At 55.4% G+C, this 15,264-nt stretch carries 10 protein-coding genes; 4 read left to right on the top strand and 6 right to left on the bottom strand.

Going from position 1 to position 15,264, the window contains the following annotated elements; translation table 11 throughout:
* Positions 1-2: 2 nt before the first annotated feature.
* Genes ABD949_RS24925 through rhaM form a run of 4 tightly spaced genes read left to right on the top strand, consistent with a single transcriptional unit; the run spans position 3 to position 6,627 of the window.
* Positions 3-2,765 (top strand): TonB-dependent receptor, encoded by a 2,763-nt coding sequence (locus ABD949_RS24925; RefSeq protein ID WP_345248139.1) that lies wholly within the window; start codon positions 3-5, stop codon positions 2,763-2,765.
* A gap of 10 nt (positions 2,766-2,775) precedes the next feature.
* Positions 2,776-3,897 (top strand): DUF4249 domain-containing protein, encoded by a 1,122-nt coding sequence (locus tag ABD949_RS24920; RefSeq protein ID WP_345248137.1) that lies wholly within the window; start codon positions 2,776-2,778, stop codon positions 3,895-3,897.
* Positions 3,894-6,302: a hypothetical protein gene (locus ABD949_RS24915; protein ID WP_345248135.1), complete on the top strand. Its 2,409-nt coding sequence runs from the start codon at positions 3,894-3,896 to the stop codon at positions 6,300-6,302. Before ABD949_RS24920 ends, ABD949_RS24915 begins: the two co-directional genes overlap by 4 nt.
* Before the next feature lie 10 nt (positions 6,303-6,312).
* Positions 6,313-6,627: an L-rhamnose mutarotase gene (gene rhaM / locus ABD949_RS24910; RefSeq protein ID WP_345248133.1), complete on the top strand. Its 315-nt coding sequence runs from the start codon at positions 6,313-6,315 to the stop codon at positions 6,625-6,627.
* Positions 6,628-6,698: 71 nt separating this feature from the next.
* Here rhaM and ABD949_RS24905 read toward each other — a convergent pair whose 3' ends face one another.
* The 6 genes from ABD949_RS24905 to ABD949_RS24880 all read right to left on the bottom strand — a co-directional run bounded on the left by ABD949_RS24905 (position 6,699) and on the right by ABD949_RS24880 (position 15,051).
* On the bottom strand, positions 6,699-7,820 hold the full coding sequence (locus ABD949_RS24905; protein WP_345248131.1) for a hypothetical protein: 1,122 nt from the start codon (positions 7,818-7,820) through the stop codon (positions 6,699-6,701).
* Between the two features lie 153 nt (positions 7,821-7,973).
* A complete protein-coding gene (locus ABD949_RS24900) occupies positions 7,974-10,394 on the bottom strand; it encodes a putative Ig domain-containing protein (RefSeq protein ID WP_345248129.1) in 2,421 nt (806 codons plus the stop codon).
* A gap of 36 nt (positions 10,395-10,430) precedes the next feature.
* Positions 10,431-10,973: a hypothetical protein gene (locus tag ABD949_RS24895; protein ID WP_345248127.1), complete on the bottom strand. Its 543-nt coding sequence runs from the start codon at positions 10,971-10,973 to the stop codon at positions 10,431-10,433.
* A 246-nt stretch (positions 10,974-11,219) separates the two neighbouring features.
* The gene (locus ABD949_RS24890; protein WP_345248125.1) at positions 11,220-11,750 is read right to left on the bottom strand and encodes a hypothetical protein; all 531 of its coding nucleotides are present in this window, start codon (positions 11,748-11,750) and stop codon (positions 11,220-11,222) included.
* A 224-nt stretch (positions 11,751-11,974) separates the two neighbouring features.
* Entirely contained in the window at positions 11,975-14,422 is a 2,448-nt protein-coding gene (locus tag ABD949_RS24885; protein ID WP_345248123.1) for an outer membrane beta-barrel protein, read from the bottom strand.
* Between the two features lie 26 nt (positions 14,423-14,448).
* The gene (locus ABD949_RS24880; protein WP_345248121.1) at positions 14,449-15,051 is read right to left on the bottom strand and encodes a nuclear transport factor 2-like protein; all 603 of its coding nucleotides are present in this window, start codon (positions 15,049-15,051) and stop codon (positions 14,449-14,451) included.
* Positions 15,052-15,264: the final 213 nt, after the last annotated feature.

Raw genomic sequence — 15,264 nt, 5'->3', positions numbered from 1 at the left:
CTATGCCTCTTTTTTACCGGATCAGTTTTATTCTTCTTATCCTTAGCGGCTTTATGCCCCCTGTAGTCGGGCAGGACACTACGGAACCGCTGCTCAGCGGAGAGTTCAATAACGAACGCTTTACGTCTTTTGTCCGCACCGTCGAGGCCAATACCCCATACCGGTTTTTCTTTAACCCGGGCGAGGTCGACAGCCTGCGGGTGACGCTGCGGGCCGACCGGCAGCCGTTGCCTGCGTTACTGAAACAGATTTTTGCGAATACCTCGTTCGCCTACGCCATTGATAGTCGCCGGCGGGTGTACGTGACGCTGGATGCGCCTATCCGTACCGAACTGCCCATTGGCTTTTTCCAGCGGGGTGTCGATGCGGGGAATGATTCGCTGCTGGCCCTGACGGGTAATCGCCGGAAGCAGATAGAGCCCGAAGACAAACTCTATGAAGTTGGCCGCCCCACGAATCCGATCCGGTCCGGCCGGGCCACGATCGCGGGGCATGTCCGCAACGTAGCCTCGGGTGAACCCATCGTCGGGGCGGCCGTGTACATTGATAATCCGCGGATCGGAACCACCACCGATCAGTTTGGCTACTACTCCATGACGCTGCCCCGTGGCCGCCATGACCTGAAAATTCGCAGCATCGGCCTGAAAGATACCCGTCGGCGTATGGTTCTGTACAATGACGGCAAGCTGGACATCGAGCTGGAAGACGACGTGATCCCGTTGAAGGAGGTAGTAATATCGGCCGAGAAAGATGTCAACGTGGCTGGTCTGCAAATGGGTCAGCAGCGGGTCGATATCCGCACCATCAAACAGATTCCCTCCGCCATGGGTGAAGCCGACCTGCTTCGGGTGGTGATGACCCTGCCGGGTGTGAAAACGGTAGGGGAGAGCGCTACCGGCCTCAACGTCCGGGGCGGAGCCACTGACCAGAACCTGATCCTGTACAACGATGCCGTCATTTACAATCCCTCGCACCTGTTCGGCTTTTTCTCGGCCTTCAACCCGGACATGATCAAAAGCGTGGAGCTATACAAAAGCGGAATTCCGGCGCGGTACGGCGGTCGTCTGTCGTCGGTGCTGGAGGTGCTGACCCGCGATGGTAACAAAAAGAAGTTTGCCGGTTCGGGTGGTATCGGGCTGCTCACCGGCCGGCTGACGCTGGAAGGGCCGTTGATCAAAGACAAAACCTCATTCATTATCGGAGGCCGGTCTACGTACTCCAACTGGCTGCTGAAGCAACTGCGCAATGAAACCTTCCGCAACAGCCGGGCGTCGTTCTACGACCTGAACCTGCACATCACCCACGACATCAACGAGAAGAACACCCTTTACCTGACCGGCTACCTGAGTCAGGACCAGTTCCGGCTCGGCAGCGATACCACCTTTAACTACCAGAACCGCAATGCGACGCTGAAGTGGAAGCATATTTTCAACAACAAGCTGTACGGCGTATTCACCGGCGGCTACAGTGGGTATCAGTACAGCGTGACCAGTGACGCCAACCCGGTCAACGCCTACCAACTGGATTTTGCCGTTCACCAGTCGAACCTGAAGGCCGATTTTAACTACTTTCCAAGCGCGCAGCATACCCTGGACTTCGGCGTCAGCACCACGCACTACCGGTTGCTGCCGGGTAACTTCCGGCCGCTGGGTAGCGAGTCGCTGATTTTGCCGGACATAGTCCAGGCGGAGCAGGGGCTGGAGAGTGCCGTGTACATTGGCGATAAGTTCGACATCAGCCCCAGGCTGGCGATCAATGTGGGGCTGCGGTATTCGCTGTACAATTACCTGGGGCCGAAAACGGTATACACCTACGCCCCCGGCCTGCCGATCCGGGTTGCCAACATCACCGATACGCTGACGTATGGACAGAACCAGAACATCAGCACCTACCACGGCCCGGAGTATCGCTTTTCGGCCCGCTACGCGCTGACGTCGGAGACCTCAGTGAAGGTGAGTTTCAACCGGATGCGGCAGTACATCCAGATGCTATCTAATACCACGGCAATCTCACCCACCGACATCTGGAAGCTGAGCGATTCGCACCTGAAACCGCAGGTGGGTGATCAGTTTTCGCTGGGCGTGTACAGGAACTTTAAGAACAACACCATTGAAACGTCGGTGGAGGGTTATTACAAAACCCTCCAGAACCAGCTGGATTTCCGCAGTGGAGCTAACCTGATTCTCAACCAGCATATCGAAACCGATGTGGTGCAGGCCGAGGGCGTTGCCTACGGGGTTGAATTATTGCTCAAGAAGCTAACGGGCAAACTCAACGGCTGGGTAAGCTACACCTACGCCCGGACGCTGCTGCGGGTGCAGAACCCCATTGCGTCAGAGACAATCAACCAGGGTAAATTCTACCCCAGCAACTACGATAAGCCGCACGATTTTACGCTGATCAGCAACTACAAACTCAGCCGTCGCTTCAGTCTGTCGTTTAATTTTACCTACAGCACCGGCCGGCCCATTACGCTGCCGCTGGCCAAGTACACGCTCGGCAACGCCCAGCGGCTGGTGTATTCCGAGCGGAATCAGTACCGCATCCCCGACTATTACCGGGCCGACTTTGCCATGAATATTGAAGGCAGTCACATCATCCGGAAGCTGGCGCATAGTTCGTGGACCATCGCCATTTACAACCTGACCGGTCGCCGGAATGCCTACTCCGTTTATTTTAAATCGGAAAACGGGGTCATCCGGGGTTATCAGCTTTCCATTTTCGGACAGCCGATTCCGTCCGTTACGTACAACTTTAAATTCTGACCACACCGATATGCCTGTAAAAAACTGGAAGAAGATAGTGGGCTGGTTAGCCATTCTGGGCCTGGGTGGCTGCGTCGATCCCTATCAGCCGACCGAAATCACGGCCCCCAACAATTACCTGGTGGTCGATGGTTTCCTGAACAGCAAACCGGGTACCATATCCAGCATCAGGCTGTCGCGTACGCAGAATCTGTCGGACAAGAACACCCCGGCGGCCGAAACCCGGGCCGTGGTGACGGTTGAAACCGAAGGTCGGGCTACCTATTCTTTCCGGGAGTCGGGCGTGGGCGTGTATACGCTGGCGGATCTGGTACCCCAGCCCGGTCAGCAATACCGGCTGCGTATCAAGACCTCCCGGGGTGTCGAGTACCTGTCGGACTTTACCCCGGTTGTGCCGACCCCGCCAATCGATAGTGTGAGCTGGCAACCCAAAAGCGACGGGTTACAGATCTACGTCAATACCCACGATCCGCGAAATAACACCCGCTACTACCGCTGGGAGTTCGATGAGACCTGGGAGTATAGCACGCCGTACAATTCGGTGCTGGAATTAAAGAGTGGAAAGCTGGTCAATCGCGAAGAAAGTATTTACCGTTGCTGGGCCAGTGAGAGTTCCAAAAATATTCAGTTGGCCTCTTCGGCCCGGCTGAGCCAGGATGTGATCCGCCTTTTTCCGCTGCATTCTATTCCTGACATCTCCTGGAAGCTGGTCGCCCGGTACAGCATTCTGGTTCGTCAGTACGCGCTGAGTCAGGATGCCTATGCATATTGGGAACAACTCGCCAAAATGACGCAGAACATCGGCTCGCTGTTCGATCCCCAGCCGTTCCTGCTGACGGGCAACATTCACTGCGTCACCAACCCCGATGAGCCGGTGCTGGGCTACTTCAGTGTAGGCTCGGTTGAAACCAAACGCATCTTTATCCGGCGCAGTGAATTGCCCAACTGGGGTGTTAACTCCGGCTACGGCTTCTGCGTCATCGATACGGCGACCAGTATAACCGATCTGGTGCAAAGGGCACTGGTGCCGATCAACACCCTCGAAACAGGTGGTATCCTGGCTTCGGATACTTATTGCGTCGACTGCCGGCAGCGCGGCACCAACAAAAAACCAGACTTTTGGGGCGAATGAGACAGGCGGAGAATTATCAGACACTGTTGTGCGGGCTGACGGTAGCCGTTCTGGTGCTGCTTAGTGTCACCGCAGGGTATGCCCAGCCGGCCGACGCCCTCCGTGAGGTGGTGCAGCGGTTTGATCAGCACCGGCGGCAGGCCTTACAGGAAAAAGTTTTTGTGCACACCGATCAGTCGGTATACCTCACCGGTGAGACCATGTGGTTTAAGGTATACTGTGTGGAAGGGGCCACCCACCAGCCGCTGGATATGAGCAAGGTAAGCTATCTGGAAGTACTGGATATGGACCGGAAGCCGGTGCTGCAAACGAAGCTTCAGATGACCGCCGGGAGCGGCAACGGAGCCCTGCCATTGCCGACTTCGCTCAATTCTGGTAATTACCTGCTCCGGGCGTATACCAACTGGATGAAGAACTACAGTGCCGACTTCTTTTTTGAGAAAGCCATCACCATCATCAACCCCTTCAAACGGCTGGGGTTGCCCTACCTGCCGGCTCAGCCGGAATACGATGCGCAATTTTTTCCGGAAGGGGGAAATCTGGTGAGCGGATTACCGGGTAAGGTAGCATTTCGGGTGACGAATGCCGCCGGGCAGGGTATCGATTTCCAGGGCTGGCTGCTTACTGCGCAAAACGATACCGTCGCCCGCTTTCGGCCGCATAAATTTGGGATGGGGTATTTTCAGTTTACCCCGGCTGGTGGCACAACCTACCGGGCCGTTATCCGCGATGCCGATAACCGCACGCTGACCCGGCCCCTGCCGGCCGTCTCTGAGCAGGGCTATACCATGCGGGTAGAGGAGGGAACCGGCAACCAGCTGACCGTAATGGTAAATACCAACCTGGCCGATGCCGGGGCGGTGCATTTGCTGGCGCATACCCGGCAGGTAATTAAGCTAGCGGAGACCCGGACGCTCGGGCGGGAGACTAGCTTTCTGCTGGACAAAAAGGCGCTGGGCGAAGGGATTACCCACCTTACCCTGTTTGACCGCAACCGCCGGCCGGTCGGTGAGCGGCTTTATTTCAAACGTCCGGAACAACCCCTCACCATTCAGCTTAATACGGATCAGGCGCAGTACGCGGCCCGGACCAAAGTGAACCTGTCGGTGGACGTACCGGCATCGGCTGCCCGAAGCGCCGATTTGTCGGTGGCTGTGTACCGAATCGATTCGCTGCCGTCGCAGGCGTCGGCGAATGTGCTCAGCTACCTATGGCTCACCTCCGACCTGCGGGGCACCATTGAATCGCCCGATTATTACCTGCAACCCGAAAGCGCGGAGGTCCGGGAGGCCACGGATAACCTAATGCTGACGCACGGCTGGCGCCGGTTCAAATGGGACGAGGTACTGGCGCAGCCGCGTCTGGCCTTTCCATTCGTGCCCGAATACAACGGCCACCTGGTTCGGGGCCGGTTAGTTAACCCGGTAACCCAGGCGCCGGTTGCCCGAAAAGTGGTGTACCTGTCGGTTCCCGGTAAGCTCCTGCGCCTGTATACCGCCCGGAGTGATTCGGCCGGACAGGTGCTGTTTGAAATGAAGGACTTTTACGAATCGCAACGGGTGCTGGCCCAGCCCAATCCGGCCGACAGCAGCCTGCGCCTGACCATCGACAGCCCGTTTGCTGAAAGTTTGTCCGGCAAACGGTTGCCGGCGTTCGACCTGAATGCCCAGGCCACGCAGACACTGCTCGACCGCAGCGTAGTCATGCAGGTGCAAAACCGCTACTGGGCCGAACGCATGATGGGTTACCGGTATCCGACTATCGACAGCACGGCATTCTACGGTACCCCCACAGAGCGTTACCGGCTGGACGACTACACGCGTTTTCCGGCCATGGAAGAGGTGCTGCGGGAATACGTCCGGGGGGTGATGCCCCGCAAGCGGCAGGGCTCGTTCCGGCTGGTTATACCCAACTCGCCATACCGCGACTTTTTTGAAGACCAGGGGCTGGTTATGATCGATGGTGTGCCGGTATTCGATATAGATAAACTGATGGCGTTCAGCCCACTGAAGATCCGGCAGATGGATGTTATTACCAACCGCTATTTTGTCAACTCCAATTTTTTCAACGGGGTATTCAGCCTGATGACCTACAAAGGCGATCTGGCCGGGTATCCGCTGCCTTCGTATGTGGTGCAACTGCCATACGATGGTCTGCAGGTACCACGGGAATACTATACCCCCCGCTACGAGACCCAGAGCCAGCTCGCCAGCCGCATACCCGACGGCCGGACGCTGCTGTACTGGAACCCGTCGGTCAAGCCGAACGCCCAGGGGAAAGCCGCCCTTCAGTTCTACACCTCTGATCAGGAAGGTACCTATAGGGTGGAGGTAAACGGACTGACCCGCGACGGACAGGCCGGCAGCCAGGGCACGCAGTTTCTGGTAAAAAGTATGATTAAATAACCGCCCTATTATGCAGGAAATTGCCTTTACCATGCAACTGAAACCCGGCGTTGAAGCGGAATACCAACGCCGGCACGACGAAATCTGGCCGGAACTGTCGCAGGCGCTACGCGAGGCTGGCATCCGCGACTACTCCATTTACCTCGACCGGGCCAGCGGCACCCTGTTCGCCGTGCAGAAACGCACCGACGACCATACCGCCGACAGACTGCCCGGCACCGAAATTATGTACCGCTGGTGGGCCTATATGGCTGACCTGATGGACACCAATGCCGACTCTTCGCCGGTGGTAAAGCCGCTGGAGCGGGTGTTTCATATGGAGTAGCGGTTGGCCACGTAGCGAGGCCGAAAGAGCCCCAATGCAGATCGTTCCTGCTTCAGCGTATCGGGTGGGCATTACCGATTGTCGCGTACCCACAGCGCTCCACCTTTAACGAAAGCAATCTTTTTGTGGTCGGGTGAGAAGGCAACCGCCGTAACATCGGAATTGAAAGCAGCGTTGCAGCAGGTGCCGGTAAATATCACTTTGGTTTGCTGCGTAACCAGGTCGTAGGTAATGAGCTTTCCCTGCGATGAATAGGCTGGCGTATTCGGATCTTTAGACGCCATCCAGAGCGCCATCCAGGTACTATTGGCTGAGGCCCAGGGCGTGTCAATCACATCCGTAAACGATTTTAGAGTCCTACCCGAGGTGAGGTCATAAAACTGCACCGTGTTTTGGTTTGACCATTCGCTGACCGGAACCGCCGAATAGCCGAACAGGCCCTGAGGCTGCCAGACGACATTGGCTTTACCCGGTCCAACAAAGGCATCGACGAGGCTGGTCTGGGGGAGAGACCGGCTGCACTGACAGCCAAAATCGTAGGTGACCGAACCGGCGATGGTTTGCCTGGAGCCGGATTGTTTCCGGACGGCCGTATGCAGCAGCATCTGGTTGTCGTCCGGCGAAAATGCCTGGAGAATGTCAGCGGTTGAAAACGCTTGCGTGCTACCGGACTGAAGGTCGATGACCAGCAGCTTGGGTTGAAATTGCGGAGGAATAAGCCGACTGATACCTAGTTTACGTCCACCGAGAACAAAAGGACCGTATCCGTCATAACCAAGCGCCGGTATTTCCGCCAGATTTTCCCGGAGCGTACTGGTTCGGTTGGTCGTCAGGTCGAGCGCAAACAGGCTTTGCTGGGCCGGTGCCGAACCGTTGGCGGGCTTTACGGCAATGTAAAAAATGGTATTGGGCACCTGCTGCGTATAAAACATGTACATGGGCCGGTTGTCGGTGGCAAACGAGATATACCGAATTGCCTGGGTGCTTGCATTGACTTTTTTTAGGCTTCCTTCGCACCGGTCGTCCAACAGGATATTGTCGTTGTCGAGCCAGTAAAATTTGTTTACACTACAGGTCTTGTACAGCAGGGTACCGGGTTTTTCCTCCTTCGGCGTCGGCAGCTCTATCCGGAAATCACAGGAAAGCAGAAAAACGGTTGCGAAAAACAGGCAGTGGTATGCACAGGTTCTCATAATTCGCGGACTTAAATAGCCTTCAGAAATAGCGAAATAACGGAAAGATCAGAACCTCAACGTGCTTCTTCGGGTACGTACCGGAAGCGCCGGAGGGTTGGGGTTCTGGTTAATACAGGCAGGTCCTATGAGGAACACGACCATTCCCCTGCCTTACTGCGCTTTGATGATCTTCACCGTCTTTGCCTGGCTACCGGTGCGCACCTGTAGCAGCAGAATTTCTGCCGGCGAGGAGTTAATGGATACGCTCCGTCTTTCTACCGCAGCTGCCCGCTCAATACGCTGACTGCCCACCATCCGCCCCCGCGTATCACTAACCTGTAGCTGCACGGCCTGGCCGGTAACTCCCGTGATCTCCACCTCCACCGCCGGGCCCTGAACCGGGTTGCCCAGTACGCGCACCTGCAATCCCCCGGTGGCCGGTTCCGCCCCCAGGCGGGTTGCAGAGCCACCACAATAAGCCCGGAAGTTAAACGTCCGCGTAACTGTTATTCCATTCTGGCGAGCCATCAGCGTCAGCAGAAAACTGTTGGCGTCCTGGCGTACTTCGGCGTCGACCGTATGGTGGGGGCTGGTACTCCAGGACGTAACACCCGGTGCCTGATACTCGATGGGGCTGCCGTCACCGCCCGTTGTGCGGAAGGTAATCTGGCCGGTCTGGCAATTATAGATCGGTTCGATAAGCTGTAGGGCATTCGGGTTGCCCGGCGTGGTGATGGCAAAAAGCATAGGAGCACTAATAACCCCTCCCGCAACATCAATGACATAGATGGTTGCGGTGTTGGCGCCGGCAAAGAAGGGCGTACCGCTGATAAGACCGGTAACCAGATTCAGATTCAGTCCGGCTGGTAAGCCCGTGGCAAAGTAGCGCAGCGATTGCCCCTCAGGGTCACTGAATGTACCCGCCGGAATTTGGTAGCTGAAAACCTGCCCCACGATACCCCGCTGGTCGGGCAGCGGGCCGAAGTAGGTAGGGGCCTGATTGGTACCCGTACAGAAGCCCCTGAAATCGAACGTGCGGGTAATGACCCGGCCGTTCTGCCGGGCCATGAGCGTTACGGTCCGGCTGTTGGGGTCTTTGCGAACTTCGTAGTCGAGCACCTGGTAGGGATTGGTGGTCCAGGAGGTAATACCCGGTGCCTGGTATTCGACGGGGCTGCCGTCACCGCCGGTCGTGCGGAAGGTTATGGTACCGGATTGGCAGTCATACATCGGGGCCAGGAGCTGCAGGGGCGGTGTTCCTTCTGTAAGATGAACCACCCAAATGTCACCTCCTCCCCGGCTACTACTGATGTCGCCGTTGGTTGAATTGGAAAAGCCTGCCAGCAGATAGCCCGTTGGCGTTTCCAGCATATCACGGACATCTTCAGCATTGGTGCCGCCGAGAGATTTTTGCCAGATGAGCGTTCCGGTACCACTCAACCTGGCAACCCACAGGTCTGATCCACCGCGAAAGCCGCTGACATCGCCATCGTTCGAAGAGCTTCCGCCACCGACAAGTATGGTTCCATCCCTCAATGGCGTCAGCGCAAACGCTATCTCACTGCCTGTGCCGCCCAAGGTTTTCTGCCAGATCAGGTTGCCGGCACTGTTGAGCCTGACTACCCAGAAATCATTGTCGGCGCGCAGACCAGTTACGTCGCCGTTATTGGAAGCGGTTCCCCCCGCTACCACGAAATCACCATTTGGCAGCGCGCGTACCGCATTCGCTACGTCAAAGCTGCTCCCTCCCAGGGTTCTCTGCCAGATCAGGTTACCGGAATGATCAAGCCTGAATACCCAGAAATCGTTTCCCCCACGGTTCCCGCTTACGTCGCCGTTTGTAGACATACTGGCACCGGCCACAACGAAGCCGCCATCCATCGTAGCGGTTATAGAATGGGCAACATCATAAGCTGTACCGCCGAATGTCTTTTGCCAGATCAGATTGCCGGCCTCGTTGAGCTTCACCACCCATACGTCGGCCCCACCGTGGTTACCACTCACATCACCATCATTGGAGTCAGTCTGTCCGGTTACCACAAAACCGCCATCGCCCGTTGCTATGATGTCCGTAGCAAACTCAGCCTGGATTCCACCTAAGGTTTTTTGCCAGACAAGAGTCCCGGAGCTGTTTAGCTTTACCACCCAAATATCACTGGAATTACCATGCAGGCCCGTTACATCGCCATCGTTGGAAGAGGTTACCCCTGCTACTACGAAGCCTCCGTCGGCGGTAGCCGTTATGGCTGCGGCTCCGTCGCTTTTACTACCACCCAGGGATCGTTGCCAGACTATACTGCCAGCCGCATTGAAATTGACGACCCAAAAATCCTGGCTACCGTGGTTACCACTCACATCACCATCGTTGGAGAAGCTGAACCCGGCCAGTATATAACCACCGTCGGCGGATGGCGCTATGGCGTAGGAGTACTCATAGTTACTGCCGCCAAACGTCTTTTGCCAGTTAACTACCTGTGCCGGTGAAGCTATAGCGAAGCAAATCCATATGATAAGCATCAGCGGCAGCCGGATTGTGCGGCCACCGGCGTACCCTGCCGGTACATAAAAGATTGAGCATAGATCTCGTTTCATAGCATGTACGTGTTTAAAAGTTGACAAATACAAAGTTTATTGCTGCAATTGTCCCTGACGGCCTATCAGGAAATGCTCGACACGCAGTTGCCGGAGCACCCGTTTGGGCAGGTATTTTTCCTGTTCGTACTGCTCCAGGATTAACTCTTCCCGTTTTTTTGTGTTGCGGGCGACGGATCTGCTGCCGATCGATGCAAGAGTAAGGATGCCAACTCCGGCCACAATTGCGCCACCTGCGCCGGAATTCGGGTTGGCGGAAGCGTAGGTTTGCGAAGAGGAAAACGCCCTGCCCACACCGCTGGAAATGGCACTATTCGTAGCCCCCGCCATTAATAGCATCGTTACCGCCAGGCCTGCCCCACCCAATGCCAGAGTTATTGTGCCCCCAGCCCGGTTTTGTTTGAACAATGTTTGTACAGCCCGGACGGTATCCGCCTGCGTAAATAAAACTTTATTGACCTGAGGGTGATTAACTGAGTCGGCTACCGGTGGAAGTGAAGGAAGGGCCTGTCCGTGTCCCATGGTACAGATGCTCAACCCCAGGGCCAGCCATAGAAACGGTCTGCTACTGATTTTCATGAATGATGTCGTTTTTGTTTCGGAACCCAAAGAATTCGGCAGAAACCTGGCTATAAAAGCCTGAAGGAAAACTGCCTTCGGCTACACTGGTAAATTTGGGGTAGATATCAGAATGAGGTGGGCTGGATTTGGGGAATGGCGGTATCTGTTTGAGCAACGACCATTGTCATTTGAGCAACGGCAAACCTACTCTGTAAAGGAGGAGGGGGAAGGCTCGTGGAAATTCCCGGTTCCGTGATCGTTCAGTCAAAAAAGGTAAGAGAGCGTGCTTTGATGGGTGGTGGCTGGTTCGGCTGCGTCAAGCAGTTGCCGCAGGTACCGGGTGGCAATGCCCGCTTCGATACCAAACCCAATGGCGATCAACAGATAAACCAACGACACCAGTTCGAGCGGCAGGAGAGACGCAGAATTTATATGGCCGGTTGCCATAAGCTGGAATAAGGATGTAAGGGCAAATATGCCTACCAGTATTAGCCCCAGGATGGTAAGTACCAGGGCAACCGGGCTCAGCGACATTGTTACCTGGATTTGCAGTCGATTCTGATGCGTATAAAGCTGACCGGTTATGGAAGGCATAAACACACTGCGGTATCGGCTGACGCGGGAAATCTGAAATTCGTACTCCCAAACAATACCCTGAAAATGCTCCGGCTCCTGGTTATGGCCGGCCATTAACTCGCCGGACCGAAGTACGCTGGCTCTGATCCGGCGCAGGGCGTCTTCTCTCGTCAGCGGAGAATCAATCGTAAACGATTTGGAAGGAATGAGCGGAAACATAGGTTACAGGCCGTTAAATGAGACATGCGTGCTTGTCTCTGTTGGTCGTTTATTCAACCATCCGGGCAAACAACGTTTTTGGTAAAATGTGCCTGACGCGCCTGCCCGGTGGTATCAAAGTTGACAGCCTGTTCACTAAAATGCCTGACCTATTTGCTTAAAGGCCGTAGCGGATTGACGAATGGCGGTGGTCAGTTTAGCAACGGTGGTCACCAGGTCGTTCATTAATTGGTGCGATTAATTTCGTCTTCGGAGGCTGTGCGCCGTTGCCGTTCGCCTTTGACCTGCTGATTGCCGAAGGTATAAGTCAGGTTGAGCATGACGATGCGGGTATCAAACTGAAGGCGGCCTGTTTGGGTATTGCCGTTGGCGTTTATTTTGCTCCAGAACCGGTTGGTATGCAGCAGATCCTGACCGCTCAGTTTCAGTTTCAGCGCTGAACCAACGGCTTTCTGAATGCCGGCATCCAGTGAGCCCATCCAATCCATCTGCCAGATGCCGTTGACGGCGGGCGTATTGACCCAGCCGTTCACTTCGGCCGTCCAGCCATGACCCAGCGTCAGGGCGTTGTTGGCGTTGAGTCGCCCGGCAACATTCGTGATGTTTAATGTCGTACCCTCATAATTGTAGAGAAAGCGGTTATAGAAGCCCAGCCAGTTGGTTTGCAGTTGCCATCCTTTCATCACGGTCAGGGGTACCCCCACCGTAAGCGTATAGCCCTGCGACAGACCCAGGTTTTCGGTCGTGACAAAGATCTTGTTGCCTTCTGTTGCGTAGATGGTAAAGAACATCAGATCGGTGGTCCGGTTGAATCCCAACGAGGCAAATACATTGTTCTTCAGGCTATACCGGGCTTCCATCGCGTGGGTAAACTGAGGTCTCAGGTAGGGGTTTCCCTGCGAATACGCAAACGGATCAACGTAGCCCCGCGCCGGATTCAGGTTCTGGTAATTTGGGCGGTCGATGCGGTAGCTGTACGACAGCGCCAGGGTCTGGCCTTTGGGAAGCTGTTGCGACAGAAACAGGCTGGGGAACCACTTCAGGTAGTTTCGCTCGACTACCTGGTTCAGCGTTATTGAATTACCAATCGCGTGCGTGTGCTCCGCCCGCAGTCCGGCCTGCACATCCAGTTTTGGGTTTAGCTTACCCGAAACACTCGCATACGCTGCGTTGATCCGTTCGGTGTACTGAAACTGGTTCGACTGGGCGGGATCAACAGGCAAGCGGCCGGCCTGTCCCTGGGCCAGTGTTCCCAGTCTGACGCGCAGGTCATTGTCGGTTTTCACGGAAGCGGTTTTCAGCCCCGCTTCCAGTTTCCAGCTACCCGATAACGGACGGCTGTAGTCGGCTTTGGCGGTGCGGATGCGAATGGTGGTGGGCTGGGTAAGAAGCAGTCCCCCGGCGGGCAGGACCGGATCTTCGGAAAATACGGTCGATTCGGTTAACAGTTGATTGTCGTAAGCCCGCTGGAAATACCCCATATCAAAATCAGCCGTAAGCTGGCCTTTCTTTTCACCAAACGAATGCTGAATGTTCAGGTTGCCGACATGATTGAGGCTGTTGATATTGTAGGTTTTAACGGTATGTGTTTTCAGATAGACCGGACCGCCTTCGGTGCGCCGGAAGGTAGCATCGGCCGGACCAACCTCCCGGTGGTCATTCCAAAGCCCTGTCCAGACCAGGCCAATGGTGGTCTGCTTCGTAGGGGAGAAGTCCAGACCCGCTTTGGCGTTCTGCCCCAGATCCCGGAAAGCCAGCAGTGTAGTCTGGTGGACCAGATTGCGCCGGCCTGGGTTGTCGGCCGTAGGATCCTGCTGGTTGCGGATGTTCAGAAAATCCCAGTAGTTGCCGCCCCGGTTCAGGCTGTAGTCCCCAAAGAGGTTTAGCGTTTGCGTGCGGTGGTTCAGTTGCAGACTGCCGCGCTCCCGGTCGTACCGGCCGGTGCCACCCGCTACAGATAGGGTGCCATTAGTGCCCAGGTTACTGTTCTTTTTAAGCCGGATGTTAATGATGCCGGAGTTACCCGCTGCATCGTACTTTGCCGAGGGATTGGTGATCAGCTCGATCTGGTCGATGTTGTCGCTGGACATCCCCCGCAGCTGCCCAATCAAATCCTGAGCGGAGTAATACGTCTGTTTGCCGTTGATCTGGACAATAACGCCGTCTTTGCCACGTAGCTGAAGCCGGTCGTTCTGGTAATCGACCGTGACGCCCGGCGCTTTTTCGAGGACTTCAAGGGCGGTGCTGCCGCTGGCGACGATGCTGTTAGCCACGTTGACAACCATACGGTCGATCTGCTGCTCCACAAAGGGGCGTTTGGCCGTAACGGCTACTTCGCTGAGTTGTTTGGCTTCGGGTTCCAGCAGCAGCAGGGGCGCTTTTAGGTCCGTTTGTCCGTCGGTGACGGTGACCGGCGGCACAAAACCCCGCTTGTAACCGAGCATCGACGCCGATACGACATAATTACCTTGCTTTACCTGATCGATGGTATAGCTCCCGGACACATCGGATACGGCTCCTTTAACCAGTGAAGAGTCTTTGCTGTTGAGCAGCATCACGTTAACAAATGGCAGCGGTTTGCCGTCGGTATTCTGCACCTGTCCGCGTATAGACTGGCTGAACACCGACCCGGAAATAAGGAGAAAGAGGAAGGTTGTAGTAGTGGGTTTCATAAATGAATCGGTTAAAAGAGAGGCAGTTACCGCTTCTGGCTTACTTCGCGCTGGGTCGCGTAGATCGGGAAGCCCAGGTCATAAAAAAGCTGGTCGTTGCCGTAACTGACGTACGTACGCTGAATCTTGTCGTTGACAATGTGCGCCAACTCATAGTAAGGCATCTGTATTACCTTGCCGCCCTGGCGATTATCCTGCGCCGACCAGATTACCTTCATGAAAACCCACTGGCCCTGCCGGTTCCCTTTGTCGATGGTAGTGACCTTGCTGGTTTCAATGGTAATCTGCTGATTGGTGAACAGGTCCTTCGTACGGTTCCACTGCCCAATCAGGTTGTCGGTTTCCAGATACTGCTCAAAGCCGGGATGGTAGACACGGAAACCCTCGGCAAGGGGCTGTCGGGCGGCTTCATAATTACCTTTTACCAGGTTAGTCAGAAAGTCGCTCACCATCGAAATCGCATCCTTCGCCGGCTGGCTGTTCAGAGAAGCGTGTGGGTATGTCCTTGTAACAGATGGCAGGGCAGTCAGGGTAGGATTGGCTGATAGGCTGGCCGAGGGCAGGTCCTGGCCAAATGCCGTAGTATTATAGAGCAACAGAACAGAGAGGAAGGATACAATCGCTTTCATAATTGCTTGATTTTAAAGAGGATTGCACACACTTGGGACTAAAGAAAGTTAATGGATTTAAGTGCTTGCCTGTCAGTATTTTGAGTAACCGGTAGTCGTAAAATGATTACAAACCTGATGGGTAAATCTGGTTACAAGGCAGCCTGTTTTTGAGTCAAAGCCGACCAAACGGTTAGTCAGAAATGGACGACTCCTGGAAACAACCTGTTTGGT

The organism is Nibrella saemangeumensis (assembly GCF_039541915.1).
GTDB classification, from domain to species: domain Bacteria; phylum Bacteroidota; class Bacteroidia; order Cytophagales; family Spirosomataceae; genus Nibrella; species Nibrella saemangeumensis.
Note: the sequence above shows the minus strand (reverse complement) of the source record. Positions and strands in the feature narration are given on the sequence as shown.